Source organism: Anaerolineae bacterium, assembly GCA_013178165.1.
Classification (GTDB): Bacteria; Chloroflexota; Anaerolineae; order Aggregatilineales; family Ch27; genus Ch27.
In genome coordinates this window covers 1-22,999 of sequence record JABLXG010000019.1, presented here as the reverse complement: position 1 = coordinate 22,999, position 22,999 = coordinate 1, and the positions used below count along the sequence as shown (strand labels likewise).

15 protein-coding genes are annotated in these 22,999 nt (G+C 63.7%); 3 read left to right on the top strand and 12 right to left on the bottom strand.

The genetic code is table 11. The features are described 5' to 3' along the window. Nucleotides 1-229 precede the first annotated feature (229 nt). Nucleotides 230-991, bottom strand: a complete 762-nt coding sequence (locus HPY64_11680) for an IS982 family transposase (GenBank protein NPV67798.1) — start codon at nt 989-991, stop codon at nt 230-232. A 79-nt stretch (nt 992-1,070) separates the two neighbouring features. Between HPY64_11680 and HPY64_11675 the strand changes: the two genes are divergently transcribed. Next, nucleotides 1,071-2,669, top strand: coding sequence for an SH3 domain-containing protein (locus HPY64_11675; GenBank protein NPV67797.1), 1,599 nt, complete (start codon nt 1,071-1,073; stop codon nt 2,667-2,669). Nucleotides 2,670-2,756: 87 nt separating this feature from the next. On the opposite strand, the gene HPY64_11670 is transcribed toward HPY64_11675, so the two are convergent. The 5 genes from HPY64_11670 to larA form a co-directional block, all read right to left on the bottom strand. Next, nucleotides 2,757-3,491, bottom strand: coding sequence for a hypothetical protein (locus HPY64_11670; protein ID NPV67796.1), 735 nt, complete (start codon nt 3,489-3,491; stop codon nt 2,757-2,759). 174 nt (nt 3,492-3,665) lie between these two features. Continuing rightward, nucleotides 3,666-5,870: an ATP-dependent RecD-like DNA helicase gene (locus tag HPY64_11665; protein ID NPV67795.1), complete on the bottom strand. Its 2,205-nt coding sequence runs from the start codon at nt 5,868-5,870 to the stop codon at nt 3,666-3,668. Between the two features lie 45 nt (nt 5,871-5,915). Then, the gene (gene ppc / locus HPY64_11660; GenBank protein NPV67794.1) at nt 5,916-8,600 is read right to left on the bottom strand and encodes a phosphoenolpyruvate carboxylase; all 2,685 of its coding nucleotides are present in this window, start codon (nt 8,598-8,600) and stop codon (nt 5,916-5,918) included. Nucleotides 8,601-8,611: 11 nt separating this feature from the next. Further along, on the bottom strand, nt 8,612-9,436 hold the full coding sequence (locus HPY64_11655; protein ID NPV67793.1) for a class I SAM-dependent methyltransferase: 825 nt from the start codon (nt 9,434-9,436) through the stop codon (nt 8,612-8,614). Nucleotides 9,437-9,554: 118 nt separating this feature from the next. Then, on the bottom strand, nt 9,555-10,829 hold the full coding sequence (gene larA, locus HPY64_11650) for a nickel-dependent lactate racemase (protein ID NPV67792.1): 1,275 nt from the start codon (nt 10,827-10,829) through the stop codon (nt 9,555-9,557). Nucleotides 10,830-11,114: 285 nt separating this feature from the next. Between larA and HPY64_11645 the strand changes: the two genes are divergently transcribed. Together HPY64_11645 and HPY64_11640 are read left to right on the top strand one after the other, a co-directional pair. Next, a complete protein-coding gene (locus tag HPY64_11645) occupies nt 11,115-12,257 on the top strand; it encodes an SH3 domain-containing protein (protein ID NPV67791.1) in 1,143 nt (380 codons plus the stop codon). 108 nt (nt 12,258-12,365) lie between these two features. Beyond that, nucleotides 12,366-13,367, top strand: coding sequence for a hypothetical protein (locus tag HPY64_11640; protein ID NPV67790.1), 1,002 nt, complete (start codon nt 12,366-12,368; stop codon nt 13,365-13,367). A gap of 83 nt (nt 13,368-13,450) precedes the next feature. Here HPY64_11640 and HPY64_11635 read toward each other — a convergent pair whose 3' ends face one another. The 6 genes from HPY64_11635 to HPY64_11610 form a co-directional block, all read right to left on the bottom strand. Further along, nucleotides 13,451-14,896 (bottom strand): LCP family protein, encoded by a 1,446-nt coding sequence (locus tag HPY64_11635; protein ID NPV67789.1) that lies wholly within the window; start codon nt 14,894-14,896, stop codon nt 13,451-13,453. A 109-nt stretch (nt 14,897-15,005) separates the two neighbouring features. Next, nucleotides 15,006-15,524, bottom strand: a complete 519-nt coding sequence (locus tag HPY64_11630) for a hypothetical protein (GenBank protein NPV67788.1) — start codon at nt 15,522-15,524, stop codon at nt 15,006-15,008. A 12-nt stretch (nt 15,525-15,536) separates the two neighbouring features. Continuing rightward, nucleotides 15,537-17,723, bottom strand: coding sequence for a hypothetical protein (locus HPY64_11625; protein ID NPV67787.1), 2,187 nt, complete (start codon nt 17,721-17,723; stop codon nt 15,537-15,539). Between the two features lie 404 nt (nt 17,724-18,127). After that, nucleotides 18,128-20,686: an ATP-dependent Clp protease ATP-binding subunit gene (locus HPY64_11620; protein ID NPV67786.1), complete on the bottom strand. Its 2,559-nt coding sequence runs from the start codon at nt 20,684-20,686 to the stop codon at nt 18,128-18,130. 438 nt (nt 20,687-21,124) lie between these two features. After that, nucleotides 21,125-22,576 (bottom strand): S1 RNA-binding domain-containing protein, encoded by a 1,452-nt coding sequence (locus HPY64_11615; protein ID NPV67785.1) that lies wholly within the window; start codon nt 22,574-22,576, stop codon nt 21,125-21,127. A gap of 158 nt (nt 22,577-22,734) precedes the next feature. Continuing rightward, a partial coding sequence (locus HPY64_11610) for a transposase (protein NPV67784.1) occupies nt 22,735-22,999 on the bottom strand: 265 nt, incomplete at its 5' end.

The following is a 22,999-nucleotide window of genomic DNA, read 5'->3' as shown; positions in this document are numbered from 1 at the left end:
GCCGGGCTATCTCTGACAAGTATAACAGAGGCAAGACGATCTCCCCCGCAAACCGTGTAGACACCCGATTCATGGCCCCTCAGCTCATCGAACAGCCGTTGCCTAATTTGGATAAATACAGTACTGTATCTATATCATTCACTTAGTGAATAGGATACAGACATGGCCATCCACCTTGATTGCTAGTTAGCGTTGGTCAAGGCCAAGGCGATGAGCGAGGCCAAGACCTTCAGGGCAACACCAGCATTGGTACGAGCATGAAGGCGTTGCAGACCCATCTTCTCCAACTGGCTATTGACGTCTCGATCATCGAGCGGTGTTGACGGATCAGGCGGGCATCTTCCTGGCTGTTGCCGCGCATGTTGCGGCGATAGGTGGGGATCAGACGCACACCACCATAGCAGTAGGCGATCAGTTCGTCTTTCTGGCTGACATAGCCTTTGTCGGCGACCACTTGGCTGCCCTCCGGCAAGGCCGCCAACAACTCCTGAATCGGGACCAACTCATCACACGCCGCTGGCAACAGCTCAAAAACGACGGGTACACCCGCAGCATCGCAGACCAAGTGCAATTGCCAACCGAAATAGTGCTCCTGTTTAGCCGCACAGTACCCGGCATACGCCGCCCCCTGCACCTTGCGGCAGCGTTTGGCTCGCACGCGTTTGCAGATGGGGATGGGCAGCGTATCCACGATGAAGACCTTGCCCTTGGCCAACACTTCACCCATGATCCCGGCGACGTGCCACAGCCACTCCCTCAACGCGTGCAGCCGCCGGTTGAAGCGCGACACACTGAACGCACGCAGGTAGCCCAATTGGACCAGCAGATACAACGCACGTTCGTGATGATTTTGAAAGTACTTGGCCGCTACCACTGCCACTGTCAGGATTTCCGCTGCGCTCAGTTCCGCGCGCCCGTCGTCGCTATACCGCAGAGCGCACAACAGATCATCCAGCACGACATATACCGTTACAATGTAGGTGTCGTTCATGCTGCCTCCTCGTCCAGTGGTCGTTTCGCAACTACCATTCTAACGAGTGCAGCATGAACGTCTTCAACTAGCAATCAAGGTGGCCATCCGATTTCTGCGCCCCCTCACCGCTTTGCTGAGCATCCTTATCCTGTTTGGTTTGCCAGCAACCGGTGTGATCGTCCATGCCCAGGGTGGTGACCAGCCGCCGCTCGAATACAACGTCCCGGCTATCGTGAGCCTCACGCCCGGCCAGGTTGCCATCCGAACCTTCTCCGTCATCCAGGGCGACAGCTTTCAGATTCGGCTTACCCGCCTGGCAGAGTTCACCTGTACTGTCGTCCTGCTTGACCCAACCCAGCAAGTCACCCTGCTGACACCCGGTCCAGACGGCATGTACATCTTCGACGAGCCGGACGCGCCCCAGAGCGGCTTCTACTCGCTGGTGATCCAGACCAGCAGCGGCACTGGTGACCTGCTGATCCAGATCTCCAGCATCACAACACAGCCGCCTGCCCTGATCATCGGCGAAAACCGGGTGAGCCTGCAGGCAAGTGCATTGCGCTACCACCTAACACCACCGCCTGATCTGCCGGGTAGCACCATCCTGGCTATCTCTGTTGAGCCGCCCGGCGTCGCCAGAACGGAGATGCTCCCACTGTTGCCTGAATTCACACTGGAAACAGCCGAGTCCGGGGCGATAGCCCTGGCGGTTAGTGCTGGGATGCTGCCGGAAATTGCGATCACGTTGCCGCCACAGACGCCATTTATCCTCACTTTTCAGCCAACCAGCATGCCCCTGGTGTTACGCCTTCACTGGGGCCACGCAGCGGATAGCGGGCCGCAGACAGGCCAGGTTCCGAGTGTTCAACTCCCCACATCTCCGTCTGTCAGTGCCGCGATCACAGGCACACCGGTGACTCCGATCGCCGCCGGGCCATGCCAGGTTTCCTTTGCCAGCGCAGCAAACATCCGCAATGGCCCCAGCACCGCCCACATCATCCTCGGCGGAGGAACACCAGGGATGGTGCTCAACGTCATTGGGCGCAACATTGACAGCACCTGGTGGCAGGTCAACTATAATGGTCTGGCTGCCTGGGTTTCCAACCAGATCGCCGCGGTGGTGACGCAGGGGGATTGCAGCGCCATTCCCCAGGCCAGCTTCCCGCCGCCGCCCACTGCGACGGTCACCCCCACCGGTACACCGACGACGCTCCCAACCTACACGTCAACACCCTCCGCCACTGCAACGCCAACCATTACCCCGACCAGCCCGGTAGTGGCGACCCTGAACTTCTCCCTGCCACCTACCTACGGCAGTACTGCCCTCACGTCGGGCTTCGTACCGGATCCCTTCACCGTTGGGATCACCGGCGGCGGCAATGCGAATGTCTCTTACCTGGGCGGCGGCTGCACCGGGTTCGCCACGTCCGCACCCAGTTTTTCGGTCAACTACACCGCCGGGGCCTTCCCGACCCTCCGCTTCTACTTCATTGGCAACGTCGATAGCACAATGGTCATCAATACGCCAGGCGGATCATATGTCTGCGTGGACGATTCCTTTGGCACCCTGCATCCCACGATCGACTTTAACAGCCCGGCTTCGGGCCGCTACGACATCTGGATCGGCAGCTTCGCCCAGGGCACATCCGTAGGCGGGACACTGTACGTCACCGAAAATACTGGCAACCATCCCTAGCGATGATAGCTTCACATGAAAAGCGGCGACCTTCACCACCTGGCGAGGGTCGCCACTTTTCCTCTGTATGAGTCAAGAAGGGGGTTCCTACTTCTTCCTCCCATCGCCAACGCCGAACATGCCCTCCTCACCGGCCATGCCGCGCAGGACACGCAGCCAGCTATCGCCCTCCTCGCCCATGAACTCGCCCGTGTGGTGGTGATCGTGCATCTCGCGGAACAGGTCCAGGTCGGCCAGCAGGGCCTCCCAGACGCCCCGCTGGATGGCGACCAACTCGCGCTGGCCAGCCGCCGACGCCTGGCGCAGGGCCATGCGGAAGTGCGGCAGGCAAACGCCTTCTGAGGCGCGGTAAGCCTCAGCCAGGCGGGGATCGGCGATCTGCTCGCCTATGGTGCGGGTGTAGAGTTGCTCCGAAGTCTGATGAATGGTGCAGGCGATGCACGGCCCGCGCGGCTCCAGACGGTCGGCCAACGCGGAAACCGGCCCGCCCGCCCCCCCGCCCAGCAGACGAGCCAAACCGGAACGTGCCGCCCCGCCCGGATCAGACGCGTCCAGGTCGCGTAACAACTGGCGCAGCGCCCCGGCGTAGTACGTGCCGATGTTCAGCAGCGCCCCTTTGAAGCTCTCGGCCATCTGCCAGGCATGGGCGTTGCACAACCCGCGCGAAGCCTGAAAACGCTCGTGGCTCTCCGGGAATTTGTAGCCCTCAAAGAGCAGCGAGTGGATGTACTTCTCCACGTCACGGCGCATCAGGCGGCACACTGGACAGCCTGGCTTCCTGAACGCTTCAGCCAGGTCGAACAAACTCAGAGGAGTGCTCATAGCAAACTCGCTTTGTGCCGGCGGCACACTGGACAGCCTGGCTTCCTGAACGCTTCAGCCAGGTCGAACAAACTCAGAGGAGTGCCCATAGTAAACTCGCTTTGTGCCAACGGCACACCGGCCAGCCCGGCTTCCTGAACGCTTCAGCCAGGTCGAACAAACTCGGAGGAGTGCTCACAGCCTCAGCCGCCCCGCCCCCAGCCGCCAGGCCAGGGCGCTATAGCGCTGCGCGATGTGGCCGTTGCGCACAGCGATGGCAATTGCCTTGCGCGTCCCGACCAGGACAACCATCCGCCGCGCCCGCGTCACGGCGGTATAGAGCAGGTTGCGCTGGAGCATCATGTAGTGCTGGGTGAGGATGGGCATGACCACCACCGGATACTCGCTGCCCTGGCTCTTATGCACCGAGATCGCATAGGCGTGCACCAGTTCATCGCACTCCGACCAGTCGTAAGTCACCAGCCGATCCTCCATGCGCACGATCAGCGACTGCTCGTCGAAGTCAATGGCCTGCACCCGCCCGATATCGCCGTTGAAAACCTCTTTGTCGTAGTTGTTGCGCACCTGCATCACTTTGTCGCCAGCACGAAACAGGCGGCCCATGATCCAGCGTTCGGCGGGACGGCCCCGTGGATTGAGCGCCTCCTGCAGGGCCTGGTTCAGTGCCGCCACGCCAGCCAATCCGCGATGCATCGGCGCCAGCACCTGCACATCCTCCAGCGGGTCAAAGCCAAAGCGCTCCGGCAGGCGGTTGCGCACGATGTCCACCACCAGCGCCGCCGCGGTTTCCGGGTCTTCAGCCCCAAAAAAGAAGAAGTCTTCGCCCTCGTTGCGCGTATCGGGTTGCTCGCCGTGATTGATCCGGTGGGCATTGCGGATGATCAGGCTGCCGCCCACCTGGCGGAAGATCGTCTCCAGTCGCGTGACCGGGATCGCGCCACTACGGATAAGATCGCGCAGGACATCCCCCGCCCCCACACTGGGAAGCTGGTCGGCATCGCCAACGAGCAGCAAGTGCGTTTCCGGAGCGATGGCCTTGAGCAGGTGGTAGAACAGCGGCAGATCGATCATGGATGCTTCGTCCACGATGATCATGTCGGCGTCAAGCGGGTTTTCTTCGTTATAGGCAAAGCCTTCCGCCGGGCTGTAGCCCAGCAGACGGTGGATGGTCTGGGCGGGCTGGCCGGTCGTTTCGCTCAGGCGCTTGGCCGCCCGGCCAGTCGGGCTGCACAGCAGGAAGTTGTGGCCGGTCCTCTGCAGGGCGGCGATGACCGTCTTCATGGTGAAGGTCTTACCCGTACCGGGGCCGCCAGTCAGGATGCTGACCTTGCTGCTGAGCGCCTGGCGGACAGCGCCGCGCTGCTGCCCGGTCAGCGCCAGCGGTGATTCCGCCCCCAGCGCCGCCAGGAACGGCCCCCAGTGTACCGAACCCAGATCGGCCAGGCGGCTATCCGGCGCATCAAGCATCTGGCGCAGCCGCCGGGCCACGCCCACTTCGGCGTGGTAAAGCGCCGGCAGGTAGACGGCCTCCTTCTCCCGGCCAGCCATATCCGGGACCATGTCGATCGCGATCTCGTCAGCGGCGTGCAGGCGGTCGATGGCCGCCTCGATGCCATCCGCTGCGCCCTCCAGCCGCAGCAATTCGCCCGCCAGCCGGACCAGCTCCGGACGCGGCAGGAAGACATGCCCGTCATTGGTGGCCTCGTTGAGGGCATAGATCACGCCCGCCGCCATGCGGTGCGGCGAATCTTCCGGCAGGCCCAGATCGCGAGCAATCTTGTCGGCGGTCAGGAAACCAATGCCCCAGATGTCGCGGGCCAGTCGGTAGGGATTCTCCTGCACTTTGTGGATGGCCTCATCGCCGTAGGTTTTGTAGATTTTGATCGCCAAGCCCGTGGAGATACGATGGCCCTGCAAAAAAAGCATGACCTCCTTGATCGCCTGTTGTTCCGCCCAGGCGCGGGCGATCATTTGCATCCGTTTCTGGCCCACATCTGGCACTTCCAGCAAACGCTCCGGATCGCGGTCGAGTACGCTGAGCGTGTCCAACCCGAAGTAATCGACGATTTTCTCGGCGGTGCGCGGCCCGATGCCCTTGATCAGGCCGCTGCCCAGGTAACGGCGCATCCCCTCGATGGTCGCGGGCATGATCTGCCGCACACTTTCCGCCCGGAACTGGTGACCGTAACGGGCATCTTCCACCCACTGGCCGTCGAACTCCACCGACTCGCCGGGCTGCAGTTCCGGCAATTCCCCGACCACCGTGATCAGGCCATCGCGGGACATGCCCAGCCGGGGCTGCTCCGGCTTCATGCGCAGGACCGTGTAGCCATTTTCCGCGTTGTAGTAAGTGACACGCTCAACCGTACCCTTAAGCAGTTCACCCATCGCCATTCACCACACTACTGCCGTCCATCGATCCGTCTATCCCGTTGTCTTCATCCCCGCCGCGATGCCGTTAACCGTGGAGAGCGCCAGTTCCAGCAGGGCGCTGCGCTGGCCGGATTCCGTCGCCGGGTCGCGCAGGGCGCGCAGCAGCGCCACCTGGATGAAGTTCAGCGGGTCCACATACGGGTTGCGGCGCTCGATGCTATGCTGGATCACCGGCGAGTGATCAAGAAGGCGCTGCTGCCCGATGATGCGATTGACGTACTGGCAGGCGCGCTCATGCTCGGCAGTGATCGCGCTGAATACCCGCGCCCGCAGAGCGCCGTCGGTCACCAGTTCCGCGTACCGCTCGGCAATGCCCATGTCAGCCTTGGCCAGGTCAAGTTCCACGTTGTCCAGCAGCGCGGCAAAGAACGGCCACTCGCGGTACATCTCCACCAGCAACGCCAGCCCGCCCTCCTCTCCGGCACAGAAAGCTTCCAGCGCCGTCCCGATGCCATACCAGCTGGGGATGATTGCCCGGCTCTGCATCCAGGAGAACACCCAGGGAATGGCGCGGATAGCCTCAAAGCCGCCGGCTGGCGTCCGCCGTACCGGACGGGAGGCAATTGGCAGGTGGGGCAGTTGCTCGATCGGCGTGGCCTGCCGCCAGTAGTCCAGGAAGCCGGGCGTCTCGTAAACCAGGGCGCGATAGGCGCGGCGGCCCTCCTCCGCCAGAGTGTCCATCGCCGCCGCCCAGGCCGGCCTGACTTCCACCTGGGCCTGGCCGCCCGTTGCCAGCAATGCCGCGTGCAACACCTGGTGCAGGTGGCGGCGAGCGATTGCGGCGTTGCTATAACGGTAGGCAATGACCTCTCCCTGCTCGGTGATCTTAATCGGGCCACGCATCGCCGCTGGCGGCTGGGAAAGGATGGCCCGGCTGGTTGGCCCGCCGCCCCGCCCGATGCTCCCGCCGCGCCCATGAAACAACTCCAGCAGCACGCCGCGCTCCCGGCATAGTTCCGCCAGAGCGCGCTGGGCGGAGTACAGCTGCCAGTTGGAAGCAAAGTAGCCACCATCCTTGTTGCTGTCGGAATAGCCGAGCATAACCTGCTGACGGCGCCCGCGTCCCTCGAGATAGCGGGCGTAGGCCGGGTTGTCGAACAACGCCGCCACAACCTCCGCCGCGCCCCGCAGATCGTCGATCGTTTCGAACAGCGGAACCAGATCGACCTGCCCGGCCACGCCAACCTCGGCGGCAAATAGCAGCATGGTCAGCCCGTCGCTGGGCGCTTCCGAACGGCTGGCGATCACGGTGTCGATCGCCTCTGGGCCATAGCGGCGCTGGGCCTGGGCGATCATGCGCCAGGTGGCGATCACATCGTTGGTCTCCGGCGAAAAGGCCGGTTCCGGCGGGAAGAGCGGTCGCCCGCTGGCGATCTCCCGCGTCAACAAAGCCTGCTTCTCCGCCTCTGGCAGGGTCTCGTAGTCGGCGCTGATGCCATAAGCGCGGAACATCTCAGCCAGTGCGGCGCGATGCAGGCGGGCATCCTGGCGCACCTCCAACGGGGCCAGCCCCAGCCCGAACAGGCGCACCTTCTCGATCAGGCGCTGCAACGCGCCGGAAGCGACATGCCGCCCCCGATTCTGGCGCAGGCTTTCCTGCAACAGGCGCAGGTCATCCAGCAGCGCCGCGCCGGAGGGGTACCCGTCGGCGGCCAGGCGATCGTGGATCAGGGTCAGCTTCTGGCGGTACAGTTCGCCGGGATAGCGACGTTCCAGGGTGTCGCTGACCGGAATAGAATAGCGCAGAAACGTGGAGACCGGGGCTTCATCGGTGGATTGAGTCAGGTGGTCGCGCAGGAAGGCGATCTCGCCCAGGTAGACGCTCCGCGCCGCCTCCCGCAGCGCCGCCAGCGTGCGCAGAGTCACCTCCGGCGTGACGTTGGGGTTGCCGTCCCGGTCGCCGCCGATCCATGAAGCATAGCGCAGGATCGGCGGCAGGTCGTCCCAGGCTGCGCCGGGGTAAGCCGCCGCCAGCGCCGCCCGCAGGTCGGCCATCACCTCGACCACCACATCCATGATCACCGCGGTCAGAAAGTACAGGCCAAAATCCACCTCGTCCATGACCGTCGGGGAAATCGCCCGCGTCAGGCGGGTCTGCCACAGTTCCTCGATCTCCTCAACCAGCGCCGCTTCCAGGGTGCGCTCCTCGCGGGGGAGCAGCCGCTGCCGGTCGCGGTAGGCCATCAGCCCGGCGATCTGGCGTAGCTTGAGCAACACCTCCTTACGCTTGGCTTCGGAAGGATGAGCTGTCAGCACAAAGCGCACCCGCAGCCGCCCCAGTAATTCGCGCACGGCGTCCGCCTCCAGCCCGGCCCCGCGCAAAACACCGATGGCCTCCTCCACCGACTCGTGCAGGCTACCCGCCGCCTCCCGTGCCTGCAGGACGCGAATACGCTGCTGATCTTCGGCGATGTTGATCAACTGGAAGTAGTGGCTGAAGGCTTTGATCAGGATGCGCAGCGCTTCCGGGGACTGGGCTTCAATGGTCGCTGTGAGCATTCGGAGCGCATCCGGATCGTCGGTGCGGCGGGCCTTGGCGGCCAGCCGCACCCGCTCTACCAGGGCGAAAGCTTCCTCACCGTGCTGCTCGCGGATAACCTGGCCGAGCAGGTCGCCGAGCAGATGAATGTCGGCGCTCAAAGGTGTCTGCAGCGATCCGGGCCTGGTCGTCGCCATCCATCCCACTCCTAGACCGTGACCTGCCGGACCCACTCGCGGCAGTAACGCACGGCCTCATCGAGTTCCCAGCGCTGGATCGTCCGCCCCCGGAAGGCATCGGCGATCGGGGTCAGCAGGACCGCCGCCCGCGGGTTAGCGGGACGCTGTTCCGCCAGCCACAGCTCGCGCTCCTCCGGCGGCATAATCAGCAAGGTAGCGCATGCCTCCTCAAACAGGCGCACCATCCAGCGGTACCCCCACAATAGCACCTGCCCGCCCGGAGCCAGATGGCGGAGGGAGAGGTTGCGCAGGCGGTTGATCGATGGCAGCAGGGCGGCGTCCAGGCGCTCCCAGGTATCGAGGAAGATCGTGTCGTAGCCGCCCGGTTCGGCCCTGGCCAGGAAAGTCTCGATATCACCCACCAGAAAGCGTAGCTGTACCCCTCGCTCGGCCATAACTTCCTGCAACATCGGCCCAACCACCTTGAGGACGATCGGGCTACGCTCGATGATGGTGAAAGAAGCCGCGCCAGTCACATACTGCGGGTAGAGGCCCAGCCCTGCCCCACCGACCAGTATATGTCCCTGCGAGCGCCTGGCGTTGTTGTACATCATCATCCGTTCCTGCGGCGTGTCGGACATCCACAGCACGCCTGCCGGATCAAACAGGCCACGCACGTCCAGCGGCGGGTCCAGCTGGTAAGACTGCCCGAAGACATCGATCTGCTCGACAAACTCCCGCACCACCCGGTAGCCGCTTTCATAGTCGCCCACCGGCACCTGCCGCACGGGGATGCGCAGCCAGTCCAGCGTCCATACGGCGTCGTCAAAATCGGGATCAAATCCGGCGCTCACGGGTACCCTCATCCGGTCAGGACCACCCTGCGGGTGGCTGCAATGGCTTCAAAAGGTATACAGATTATCCTCTATCGGGTGCCGAATTGCACACGCCGACCTGCCCCCCGCCTGTTCTTCAGACCGCGCCGACACAGGCGATCGTCTGCGGGCCTTCCGGCAGGACGGCGATGCGTGCGCCCGGCCCGTAGCGGGCCGCCAGGTCGCTCACCAGCGCCGGGATGTCATGGCAGGGTTGCAGCAGGGCGTCACGCACCTGCGTATCGGTCAGGCCGTCTGAGTAGACGTATACATCGGCCTTGAGCTGAACCAGTGCCTGAATCTGAGCCTGCCACTGATCCTGACGCGGCGGGTCGAAGGCGCGCACCATCGCCAGCACATTCGCCGGGCTGCCCGCCGAGCGCAGCAGTTCGCCGTACAGCCCATGATCGGGGATGCCATCCGCGCAAGCCGCGGCAATGATGATCGCCCCGCCCGGCCTGACAATCCGGGCCGCCGCGCTCATACCCTTGACTGACTGGTAAAGGCTCTGGTCGAGTGGATAACCGGCATTGGTGGTAATGACGACATCGAACGGAGCCGCCACCGGAACCAGCGCCGACTGGCGGAGAAAAGCGATCCCGGCGTCATGGGCGGTGGGCAGCGCCCCGGCGAACACTCCGGTGATGGCCTGATCGCGGTTGAGTGTCACATTGAGCAGAAAGTTCGGCCCCACCCGTTGCGCGGCCTCCCGCGCTTCCTCCCAGATCGGGTTGCCGTAGCTGACACCCCACGTGGCACCCGGATCGTCAATCATCCCGGCGTCATGGTTACCCAGGACGGTCTGCAAGCCAGCCATACCGGGCATCAGCGCCTTGCCGCCCCCAGAAAACCCGGCGAAGAAGTGTGGCTCGATGAACCCGGTCAGGATTCTGAAATCAGCAGCTACAACCTCCCGGTTGATCCACAACTCGTGTCCGCGCGAGGTCTGCCCCAGGTAACGCTGGGTCGACGGATCAAAGGCATTGTTCTGGATAATACGGTAGCGGCTGACGATCACCGGCCCCAGCAAGCGCACCAGTTCTTCCGACGTATTGGGGCGGTGCGTACCCAGCGCATTACACAGCACGATCTGCTCAGGGGGGACATGGGCGATAGCCTCCAGCACTGCCGGAAGGATCAGATGATTGGGCGTCGGGCGGGTGATGTCGCTGAAGATGATCGCCACGCGGTCAGAGGCCCGGACGCACTCTCGCAGCGGCGGCGATTCCAGCGGCGCGGCCAGCGCCGCCCGCAGCGCCGCCTCCGACTCCGCCAGGGCCGGGACAAAGTGTGGCTCCAGCACAGTCACGTCAAGCGCGTCCGGCAGATCAAGCCACAGGCCATCGACACCGTAAGCCAGTTTGATGCGCATCGCGTCCCCCTGCCAGCCCCTCTAGTTCGCAATTCTAATGGAGCACGGACGACTCGCCGATTCTCACGGATTAAAAATGCACCTTTCATTTGTGCTGATCCGTGCCTGAAGAATCCGTGCGCCACTGCCTGTCAAAAGAATACCAGCAAGTTGCCGTACCCCGAATCGCTCCCCATCGAAGCAATCAGATTCGTGCCACCAGGGTCGTTTTGTCCGATAATCATAACCACGATGGCGCTACTATGACACACTTGAGAACACCGTTGCCGGAGAAAGGTTCACCGGATGGTTAGAGCCCGTTCCCTTTGCTGCCCTGGGAGATTCCTGCCGCTGATCCTGCTGATCCTGGCGCTGCTGCCAGGGATGACAACAGCTCAGGGCGATCCGTGCGGGATGATTCCGCCTCGCCTGGCGATCGGCACCTACGCCCGCACCACCGCCGCCGAAGGCCAGACCCTGCGCCTGCGGGTTACACCCGGCTTGGGCGCGGCCAGTGTCGGGCGGCTGGCCGGTGATACGCAGGTACGGGTGATAGCCGGGCCGATCTGCGCCGACGGCTTCCGCTGGTGGCAGGTTGCGGCAACCGAAGGGCTGACTGGCTGGGCAGCGGAAGGTCAGGATCGTGTTTACTACCTGGAACCGGTACGTCTGCCCGCCCCCTCCCCTGACCCGGCGGATATCACCTGTGCCCTGGCTCTGCCCCCGCCGGGCGAAGTTGGCAAGCAACTGCGTGTAACCCATGTCGGCGCCCCATTGGCAGCACGGGTGCTCCCGGAGGCGGGGGCGGCCCTGCGCGGGCGCTGGGAGGCAGACAGCCTGCTTACCATCGTGGCCGGACCGCTCTGCCGTGGCGGAAGCTGGTGGTGGCGCATCATCCAGCCGGATGGGCAACCCGCCTGGATCGTTGCCGGGGATAGCGTGCAGCATTACGTCGCAGTCGTAACGCCAACCCCAACACCACTTCCAACCGCTACTGCCACCCCAACACTCACCGCTACCGTCACAGCAACACCCAGCCCAACGCCCCGCCCGACCGCCACACCGACACCCTCGGTCACCCCAACACCCCGGCCAACCCTCACCGCCCGCCCGACGCTCACGCCCTCTCCGACGCTTGATACGTTGTGCCTGACTGTCCCTCCTCCCCGGCTGCGCCCCGGCCAGGAAGGCCGTGTATCTACGGCTGTCGACGGTCTACGGCTGCGCCTGCTGCCAGCAATCGGCGCTGGCGAGATCGGTCTGCTGCGTTCCGGGGCAACCTTCACCGTTCTGGATGGCCCGCTGTGCAACACCGGCTACTACTGGTACCGCCTGGCGTTACCAACGGGCGTAAGCGGCTGGGCGGCGGAAGGCACATCAGGCGTTTACTGGCTGGAACCGGCCAGCCCACCTGGAGTTAGCGTTGGAACGGTTTTTCCGGGTCGCTAGAGGGGGATACCGTCTGCAACTTCTGACCACCTGCGGCGTATAGCATAATGTACCGACATGCGCAGTCGGGCATCATCAGGCTGCCAATTCATCAAGTGGGGGAAATCCATGGCTAACCAACAACGCGGCTACCGTTCACTTTTCTGGCCGATCGCGCTGATCAGCGTGGGCCTGATCTGGCTGCTGGGCAACATCGGCGTCCTGGGAGCCGCTAATCTGCAAGTGCTGTTCCGTATCTGGCCGATCTTCGTGATCGCTATCGGCCTTGATCTGCTGATTGGCCGTGGGTCGCCCGTCGTTGGCGCGGCAATCGCCCTCGGCACAATCGCCCTGGCCGTCGTCCTGATGTTCGCCGGGCCGTCGCTGGGCCTGGTCACCCTGCCGGAGATCAAGCAGGCGTCCTTTAGCGAACCGCTGGGGGAGGCCACCGCCGCCGATATTCAGCTCAACCTGTCGGTGGGCAAGGTGACGGTCGACACCCTGAGCGATTCCACCAACCTGATCGAAGCTGATCTCAACTACGTCGGCGAGATCGACTTCCGCGCTCAGGGCACAACGCGCAAGAGCATCAGCCTGAGCCAGACGGGGGAGGTCACCAACATCAGCACCTGGCCGTTCGCTCCTCTGTTCCCCGGCGACGACTCGCTGGAGTTACGCTGGGATATCCGCCTCAGCCCGGAAGTACCGCTGGCGATCACCGTTCATGGCGGCGTCGGGGAAGCCCGCCTGGCGTTGGATGGCCTGCAGATCAGCGCCCTGACTGTCGATGGCGGCGTGGGGGAAATGACCATCGATCTGCCGACCGGCGACGCCTATGAGGTCACACTGAATGGTGGTGTGGGCGAATTCCGCGTCAACGTGCCGCAGGGCGCTACACCGACAATCCGGATCAAGGGCGGCGTGGGCGGCTTCACCGTGGACGTGCCGGAGGGCGTCGCCCTGCGGTTGGAAGCTGATACCGGCCTCGGTGAGGTCAGTATCGCGGGCAATGTGCCCCAGATTCGGGATGATGACAACAACCAGGTCTGGGAGACCCCCGATTACGCCACCGCTACGCAGCGCATCCTGATCATCTTCCAAGGCGGCGTCGGCGGCCTGACTGTCCGCTAGCCTACTGCTTGAGACATCACCAACGGGGCGCTTCCTGTGCCGGAAAGCGCCCCGTTCCTCTGATCCTGGCTCCTGCCGGGCGGCTACTGGCCGCGCAGCAACGGGATCAGGTCTTCGCCCACCACGATCTGGATGTCCTGCACTGTTGCGTTATCGCTGCCGGGCTGGACAGCGGTCACCGGCAACCCGAGCAGGGAAGCCAGCAACCGGGCGGTATAAGGCTTGTTGGTGTAGTCCTTGATCACGGTGTGCGCATAACCAGAACTGGTAGCGTTGCCGATCTCGACGACGTTGAAGCCCCGCGCCTGAAGCCAGTCACGTGCTTCCGCGGCCAGGCCCTGCGTCGTGGTGCCGTTCACCACGCTCAGCGTTGCCGTCTCCGAAGCAGCCAGAGCACGCAGGTCCTCCTGCTCCATCTTCACCGGGTTGAACAGGTCGCTGACCAGCCGCCGCATGGCGTCCCCGCGCAGCCGCAGCACCTGATCGCCGCTGGCGGTAGTTTCAAAGTAGACGTAATTGGCGTCCAGCACGGCCTGGGTGATGTTCTCCTGTGGGATATCCTGAGCCAGCAGGGCCAGACTGACCAGCTGCTCAAATGAGAGCGTGGTTTGAATGTCCTGGCGGGCTGCTTCCCATAGAGCCGGGGCCTGCGCCAGCAAGGCCTGCACCCCGCCCAGGCTCAAAATGCGATCGCGAGCCGCGGTGATCACCTGCTGCTGGCGGCGAGCACGGTCGAAATCGCCGCCCTGCGTATGGCGGACACGGGCGTACTGCAGGAGCTGTTCGGCGTTCATCGGCTGGCAGCCGGGGTCAAAGTGTACAGTCATGATGCCGTAGCTACCGTCAGGATAGGCCTCGTCGTGGATCGTCTCAGTCACGCAGATTTCCACCGGGGCGATCGCCTCCACCGCCCGCAGGAACAGGTCGAAATTGACGCGAATCGTATGGTGGATGCGGATGCCCAGGTTGCGCTCCACCGTCTGGGCGGCCAGGGCGGGGCCGCCACCCGGAAAGTCATACGAATCGCCCAGCGAATTGGCAGTGTTGATCCGGCCCGGCGCAAAGCCGGGGATGCTCACCCACAGATCGCGTGGGATGGAGAGCATCACAGCGCTGCGGCGGACGGGGTCCACGCTAAGCACAATCATAGTGTCCGTGCGGAACGGGCCTTGTTCTCCCCGCCGCTGATCGATCCCCAACAGCAGGATGTTGACCCGGTTCGGGTCAGACCAGGCGCTGTAGCCAGCGGCAGGGTCGACCTGCACTTCGGCGGTAGGTTCCGGCTCACCGCCAACCGCTGTCGGGATGGCGGCAGCGATGGCCGTAGGCGTGGCCTGGGCCACGCTCACCACACCAATCGGCGTTGGGCTGGGACGCAGGCGCAGCGGGTCAAAAGCCGGCAGTGCGGCAATATCGCCCGCCTGGATGGTCAGGAGGCGGACGCCGCCATAGACGGCGACGGCAGCCACAACAGTGAAGATCATCAGCAAGACAACGCCGGCCAGCGCCAGCGGTGGGGAAAGTCGCATACGATTATTGCCTCATGAACCTGAAATGTCGTTGATCCGCCGCGATTATACCGCGCCGGCCCTGGCCGCCCTACACGCCTGCCTTACGCCCGCCTGACGCTATGCAGCTTCACTGCCAGGCCGCCCAGGGGTCGTCCGGGTCGCGCGCCCCGTAGATCACCGTCAGGCGCACCTCATCGATAAAGATCCAGAAGGCATGATCATCGCCATTCAGGCGCAGGCGAGTCCGGAGCGGCAGGCGCAGCCAGGCATAGGCGATGGCCCGCCGTTCCTCCCGCGTCAATTCGCGTAGCAGGCGGTAGTACCAGCGCGGCAGCGACGCCTGTAACGGCTCCACACGGGTGACAGCATAGCTGCTGACGATGATGATCAGGGCCAGCGCCGTGAAGGTCAGCCCGGTCATACTCCCCGGCAGGAGGGGCGAAAGCACCAGGCAGAGCAACCCCAGTGCCAGCAGAAAGCGGGCCAGCGGGTACACGCGGCGCTCCTCCCCATACTCGCGGAAGTGCGCCATCATCGAATCCTTGTAGAACCCCAGCAGAATCGCGCCATAGTAAAAGACAGCAGCCAGCAAGCCTAGCCCGATCAGCCAGACCGAACAGGTCATCAGCACGCCGCCCCCGCGCATCACCCCGCTCCTTCACTGGCACTTGGGGACATGGTACAGCGTTTCGCGGGCCAGCAGGTACAGGTTTTCCGCCGCAGAGTCGACTACCAGACCGCTCAGGTCGCGGAAGCTGAACTCGGATGGAGCGCGATAGCCGCGGATGAACGTCCCGCCCAGGGTGGTTTCGTACATCACCTGGTTGGGCGCATCCAGGATGTAGAAGCCAGGGGAAATCAGGCCGGTGTCCAGGTACATGCTGCTGGCGCTGCCCAGGCTACCGACCGCGCCACTGGGCAGGTTGGAAAACTGGAAGAACTGCGCCTCGCCGCTGTAATACTTGCTGAGGGTACCATCCGACCGCAGGACGTAGACATTGCCGGTCTGGTCGATGGCCATGTCAACGGCATTGCGCAGATCAGGGCGGTTATCGCCGACAAAGTATTCCTCCGGCGCGGCGGGGAAGGTACCGCCTTCCGGCTGGTAACGCCAGATCTGATTGGCAACCGGGTCCAGGATGTACAGGCGGCCCTGCCAGGTCGCGATAGCCACTGGGTCAACCCAGCGGTCAGCCCCCACCAGCGCCTGAGCCGTCGCCGGCGGGAATGTCGGCGAGTAGGTAACCAGCAGCCCCTGCCTGTCCAGGGCCACCAGTACGCTGCCACGAGCTACGCCGGTCTCCGTCAGCCAGTCAATATCCACAAGCTGCCGCACAATGTACTGGCCAACCGCCGCGTTGCGCTGCACCAGAATCTCGCTATCACCGATCACAGCGTTGCCGGCCTGGTTGAGCCGCTCCCGGTAAAGGATGCTGCGGGTGGCGTCCAGCACGTACAGATCGACATCACTGCGCAGGATCGGGCCACGCAACCGCGCCCCCGGCTCGTAACGCTGCAGCGGCACCATCGGACAGCGCACGATCTGGCCGAAGGCATCCAGCCGCCGCTGCGCTTTCTCCCGGATGCTGACCAGCAGCGGGTCATCCGGGCGACGCGGCAGGCAACGGTTGGTCACCTCCAGCACGCCAAACCAGGCTTCCTGAGCGCGCTCCGGGCTGCTCTGCTCCACCAGCTCTGCTGCACCGGCGGCTTCCTGCGCCTGGGAAAGGCAGCGCTCAAAGGCTGTCTCGTCGCGGGTATTGAGCGAATAAGCCACCACCAGCAGCACCACCGCCACCGGGATCAGCACCGCCGCGCTGGCCGCGATCGGCGTCGGCAGCGAAGGCGGACGGCCCGGCTCCGGTTCCGGCAACAGGTGGTTCAGGGCGCGGCGCAGGGCATGCAGGGCGGCCACGATCTTCACCATACCCCGCTGCAACAGGCGCAGGAGGCGCTGGCCCAGCCGCAGGCGCAGGGTACGTCCTTCCTGCTGAAGTTCATCCAGGCGCGGACGCACTGCCGCCGCCGCTTCCACCAGCGAGTCCTGAGGCGCACGGCTGCGCCGCCACAGGCGGGACGACCCTCGCCCGGTCGCCGGAGGTTCCGCTACAGGACCCGGCGGTGGCTCTTCCACCGGCGCAGTTTCGACCGCCAGCGGGACCGGTTCCCCCGGCGGCACGAACTGCAGGACCATCGCCGCCGCCTCCACCAGGGTATGCTCCTTGAGACGGTTGACTGTGGCCTGAACGTTGCCGCGCTGCCCGGCCCCGGCCAGCGCTTCCCGGCCCAGGTGCAGCACGCTGCTGCTGGCCAGCGCCAGCACATCGCCCGCTTCAATCACGTAACGGGTGACCTGAAAGAAGGGTTGCGCCGCCTGGCCGAGCGGCTGCGCCCCGCTGGCCGCGCGGACATCCTCTGGAAAGGCACGCAGGCCGCCCGCCTGCCACAGCAACGCCGCCGCCCCATCCGTGCGGGCGACGTACACCTCCTGCTGACGCAGCACCAGGCAGATCGCATGCGCGTAAAACGGCTGTTCCGGGTGGCGGGTGTTGTGTTGCAGCAGATTATCATTGAGCGTCGTTAACACACGCTGCAGCCCGACAGTCACGCCGCCCTCGCTCTCAAAATAGCGAGCTGCCGCCCAGCGGGCCAGTTGCTCGTAGAACACCGGGCGGGCTGCCCGCCCGCTCTGGGGCAAGACCAGCACAAAAAACGCATCCCGCTCCCGGTTGCGGGCTGTGTTGCGTGGAGCAAGCTGGATCAGGGCGCCGGGCGGCGGCGCATTGACCGGCCGCCCGCCCACAAAATGCAGGTGGCTGACTAACGCTTCAAAATCCTGGGTCATAGATCGCTATCACACCGGGCCAGAGGCGCAGAATGCGCCCGGGGCCACGCGCTCGATCACAGGCGCATTCGGCAGCCCCCCGGCACGCGCAGCCACAGGCTGACAGCGAGGGAGTGCGGTTTCCCATTGTAGCGGAAAGGGGCAGGTCTTGCTAACGGCCGTGAACGCCAGAGGCAGAAAAAGAGACGGGAGGCCGGAAGACCAGGAGATCAGGAAGCCAGGGGCAAGGGCAGGGATGCCAGGCAAACGGATCGCTGGCGAGCGTTACCCGCCCTCTGCTTCCTCACGGTATGCCCTCACGCTCCCAACAGGAAAACAAGGCGCCAACAGGCCAGCAAACAACAGCGGCTCCGGGTTTGGCCTCTCCGGAGCCGCTGCTATTCTCTTCAGTCTTATCTGGCCGGTCAGGTGGAAGGTTGCGGCTCGCCCGCGCTTTCCGGCTGTACTTCGCGGAAGGTCAGCTCGCCAGCCTGCTCATCGTAGTCAATGAGCACCGTGCCGCCCAGGGTGTACTGCCCACTCAGAATGAAATCGGACAGACGGTCTTCCACCAGGTTGGTGATCACCCGCCGCAGGGGCCGCGCACCATACTCCGGGTCAAAGCCCTCGCGGGCCAGGAACGCCTTGGCGGCGTCGGTCACTTCCAGGTTGAGCGCGTGTTCCTTCACGCGCTGGCGCACCTCGTCCAGCCGCAGATCGACGATCTTGGTGATGTCTTCCTTGCTCAGGGCACGGAAGACGATCACCGCATCAAGGCGGTTGAGAAATTCGGGGCGGAAGGCGCGGCGGAGCTGCTCCATCAGCGTCTTGCGCATAGCTTCGTAGCCCTGCTCTGCTTCCTTCTGCTCGTCCGCCGTTGGCAGGCCAAAGCCCAGCGACGGGCCTTTCTTGATCGTATCTGCACCGATATTGCTGGTCATGATGATCAGGGCATTGCGGAAGTCCACCGTGCGCCCGCGAGCGTCGCTTAGATGGCCTTCTTCCATGATCTGGAGGAGCATGTTGAAGGCTTCTGGATGCGCCTTTTCGATCTCGTCAAAGACGACGATGCTGTAGGGACGGCGGCGGATGGCTTCCGTCAGCTGACCGGCTTCTTCGTAGCCGACATAGCCGGGCGGCGCTCCGACCAGACGGGCCACATTGTGGCGCTCCATGAACTCGCTCATGTCGAGCTGGATCAGGGCGTCCTCACTGCCAAAGAGGAACTGGGCCAGAGCCTTGGTCAACTCGGTCTTACCGACGCCCGTCGGACCCAGGAAGATGAACGACCCAATCGGGCGGCGCGGATCCTTCAGCCCGGCGCGGGCGCGGCGCACTGCCTTACTGATCGCCTGGATAGCTTCCTCCTGGCCGATGATCCGCTGACGAAGGGCGTCTTCCATGTGCAGCAGACGCTCGCTTTCCTCGCCAGCAATCTGTGTGACCGGGATGCCGGTCAGCATAGAGACCACCTCGGCGATGTCCTCCGCCGTCAGGCGGGAGCGACCGGTTTCCGGATTCCAGTGGCTGCGGTAGCCTTCATATTCCTTCTCCAGGTCGGCCAGTTCCTTGCGCATGGCGGCAAGCTGTTCTTCCGTGTAATCGTCCGGGTAGTTGAGGTCTTCCCGCAGGTCATTGATGCGCGCTTCCAGCTTGCGCACACGCATCGATTCCGGACTCTTGTACATCCGCACACGGGCCGAGCCTTCGTCCACCAAGTCGATGGCCTTGTCCGGCAGGAAGCGATCGGTGACATAGCGGGCGCTTAGGTGCGCGGCGGCACTGATCGCCTCGTCGGTGATCTCGACGGTGTGATGCTCCTCAAAATTGGGCCGCAGGCCCTGCAGGATGCTGATCGTCTCCTCAATTGTCGGCTCATCCACGTTGACCGGCTGGAAGCGCCGCTCCAGCGCCGCATCGCTCTCGATGTGCTTGCGGTACTCGTCGAATGTCGTGGCGCCAATGCATTGCAGTTCGCCGCGTGCCAGCGCCGGTTTGAGGATGTTGGCCGCGTCAACGCTGCTGCCCGCCGAGCCAGCGCCAACCAGCATGTGCACCTCATCGATGAAGAGGATGCTATCGGAGGACTTCAGTTCCTCGATCACCCGCTTGAGCCGTTCTTCGAACTGGCCGCGGTACATCGTGCCGGCCACCAGGCTGCCGACATCGAGCTGCAGGACGCGCTTACCTTCCAGCGAGCGCGGAGTCTCGTGGTTGACGATCCGCTGAGCCAGCCCTTCAACGATGGCCGTCTTGCCGACGCCCGGTTCGCCAATCAGGGCGGGGTTGTTCTTGTTGCGGCGGCTGAGGATCTGGATGACCCGTTCGATCTCCATATCGCGCCCGATCACCGGGTCCAGTTCCCCGGCCTCGGCTTTGGCCGTCAGGTCGGTAGCCAACTGGTCCACCAGCGGGGTCTTGCTCTCCCCGCTACGCCGCTTGGCCGGGCGGGTTTCGGGGGCATTGAGACCGGGCGGTGTGCTGGCGGAACTGCTGCTGGCGCTGCCGGCGCTTTCAGAGGAGCTACGGCGGGGCAACGACGGGGAGGAGCTATCCTGCAACACCCGCCGGGTGTGGCGCTTGATCTCCTCCGGGCTAACGCCCAGCCGCTTGAGCACGTCAATCGCCACACCTTCTTCCTGGCGGACAAGACCCAGCAGGAGGTGCTCCGTGCCAATATAATGATGTTCCAGGCGGCGCGCCTCGTCCACCGCCAGTTCCAGCACGCGCTTGGTCCCCGGTGAAAGGTCCAGCCGTTCATCCGGGCTGGTACGCTTGCCCGCCTGGGTCATCCGCATCACCAGGTCTTCGACCCGGCGCGGGTCCAGACCCAGGTCGCGCAGGACGCGACCGGCCACTCCCCCCTCTTCGCGGATCAGGCCCAGCAGCAAATGCTCCGTGCCGATATAGTTGTGCTGCATCCGCTCAGCTTCATCCTGGGCCAAACTCAGCACACGGCGGGCGCGCTGAGTAAAACGTTCCATACTATTCTTGGACATGGTCTGTCCTCCATCCCCTCATCCTGCTTACTGCTGGCAGCGCCTGGTCACCTGTTACCTCAACACCTGAAACCCGAAACGTGCGATAACGACCGATCTGATCCATCCCCATCACTGCCGGGATTGGATCGTATACTTTACCCCATCACAGCGATCAACACCATAGATATTGTGAAAGAAACGCGGCAGAAAACGACAGAGCAGCTCAGGAGCGATGCACCACGCAGCAACCGGCTTTATCTCCCCAGGCAAGGGCGGCCCATGTTTGCGACAGCACCACACCGTGCCAATGAACCTCGCTCCGGAACCCCATCACTGTCACCACCATTATACACAAAGAACGGGAAAAACCCCGCTTTTACGAGCAGGGTTATCCATTTTTATCGAACTCTAAGCCGGCGCCCATCACGCGCTCAGGAAACGTCAGGACTCCGTGTCCTCTTCCGGCCCGGTGGCTTCGTCTGCCGGGGTATCCGCCACCGGAGGAGTCTGATCATTGTTGTACGTGGCCAGGTCGATTTCCAGGTAATCCACCGCGTTGACCTGCTTGAGGCTGAGGCCCATGCGGCGCTGCGCCCGGTCGATCTTGACGATGCGCAGGGTCAGCACCTCATTCTCGTTGACGACCTCGCGCGGGTGCCCCACGCGGTGATCGGCCAGTTCGGAGATGTGGATCAGGCCCTCGATCTCTGGCGCGCCTTCCAGGCAGGCAAAGGCGCCAAATTTGGTCAGCTTGGTGATCGTGCCCCTGACCAGCTGGCCGACCCGGAAGTTCTTGACCACCTCATCCCAGGGATCGGTTTCCAGCGCCTTCATGCTCAGGCCAATGCGACGGCGCTCCCGGTCTAGACTGATCACCTTCACCCGGACTTCATCGCCCACCTTGACGATCTCGTCCGGGCGGGTGACATGCTTCCAGGACATCTCCGTCAGGTGCACCAGGCCGTCAGCCCCGCCAAGATCGACAAAGGCGCCAAAATCAGTCAGGCTCACCACGCGACCCGTCCGTACCGAACCCACTTCCAGTTTATCCAGCAGGTCAGCCTTACGCTGGTCGCGCCACTCTTTGATGGCCGATCGTTCGGAGAGGATCAGGCGGTTGCGGGCGCGGTCAACCTCGACCACTTTGACCACGATATCATCGCCGATCATGCTGCCCCAGCGCTCCATCGGGCTTTCGCCCGCGGCAGCCTGACGACGCTCTTCGCTGACCTGGCTGGCCGGGACAAAGCCACGCACGCGGCCAAAGCGGACGATCAGGCCACCCTTGTTATAGCCGGAAACCTTGCCGTGGTACAGGCGCTGACTTTCTGCATACTCCTGAGCCTCACGCCAGTCATGTTCCTCCAGCGCGCGGGTGAGGGAGAGAACGGCCTGGTTGTTGCGATTGGACGGGTTGAGGACATAGACCAGCACATTCTTGCCGATCTCCAGATCGTCCAGCGCCTTACGATCCATACGGCCCAGCTCACGGCCGGACACAATGCCGATGACACCATCCTCAAGCTCAACAATGATCTCGGTCGGCGAGCGCTGGATTACCCGGCCTTCCACGATATCGCCACGCTTGAGCTTGCCCTCCTCCTCGCCGGAGGGAGCTTCCCCTGGCTCTGCCTCAGCCGCTTCTCCCTCGTCAGCCGGGGTGCTTTCCGGTACGGGGGCGCCTGCTTCAGTGGCGACCGTGGCTTCGGCAGGTTCCGCACTGCTGGACTCAGGCTCAGCAGGCTGCGGCAGTGGCATCTCTTCAACTGGCGCGGTAGCTGGCTCCTCCTCAGGCTGCGCGGGGACTTCGCTGGTGACATCAGCCTCCGGCTGAACCGGTTCAAGATCAGGGACTGATGACACGTCATTCGACGGGGCGAGATTCTCAGGCATATACGACACTCCAGGGGCGGAATCGGGCAACGTCAAAATTATACCATCGTAATGCAAGTACGATCAAACACGGCCTAAGCAGCCCAAGCAGTAGGGCAATCGCATGTGAAACTCTAATGTAGGACAATGGCAGCCAAACGACAAGGAGGCGCATTCTCTCAAGGCAAATGCGACTCAGCGAAACGAGCGGGCGTGAGCATGCCGAGTGAGAGATGGGGGCGCCGGTGGTGATAGTAGTCGAGAAAAGCATCGGCATACTGCTGGGCCAGCTCCAATTCATCGCCCCGGAACTTGAGAGCGCCAAACTCCTCACGGCGCAGCGTGCCGTTGAAGGCTTCAATGAAAGCCTGTTCGTTCTTCTTGTAAGCCCGCGCGATACGATGCTGATCCGCCCAGCGATGCATGCCCTCAGCGCACTCGGCT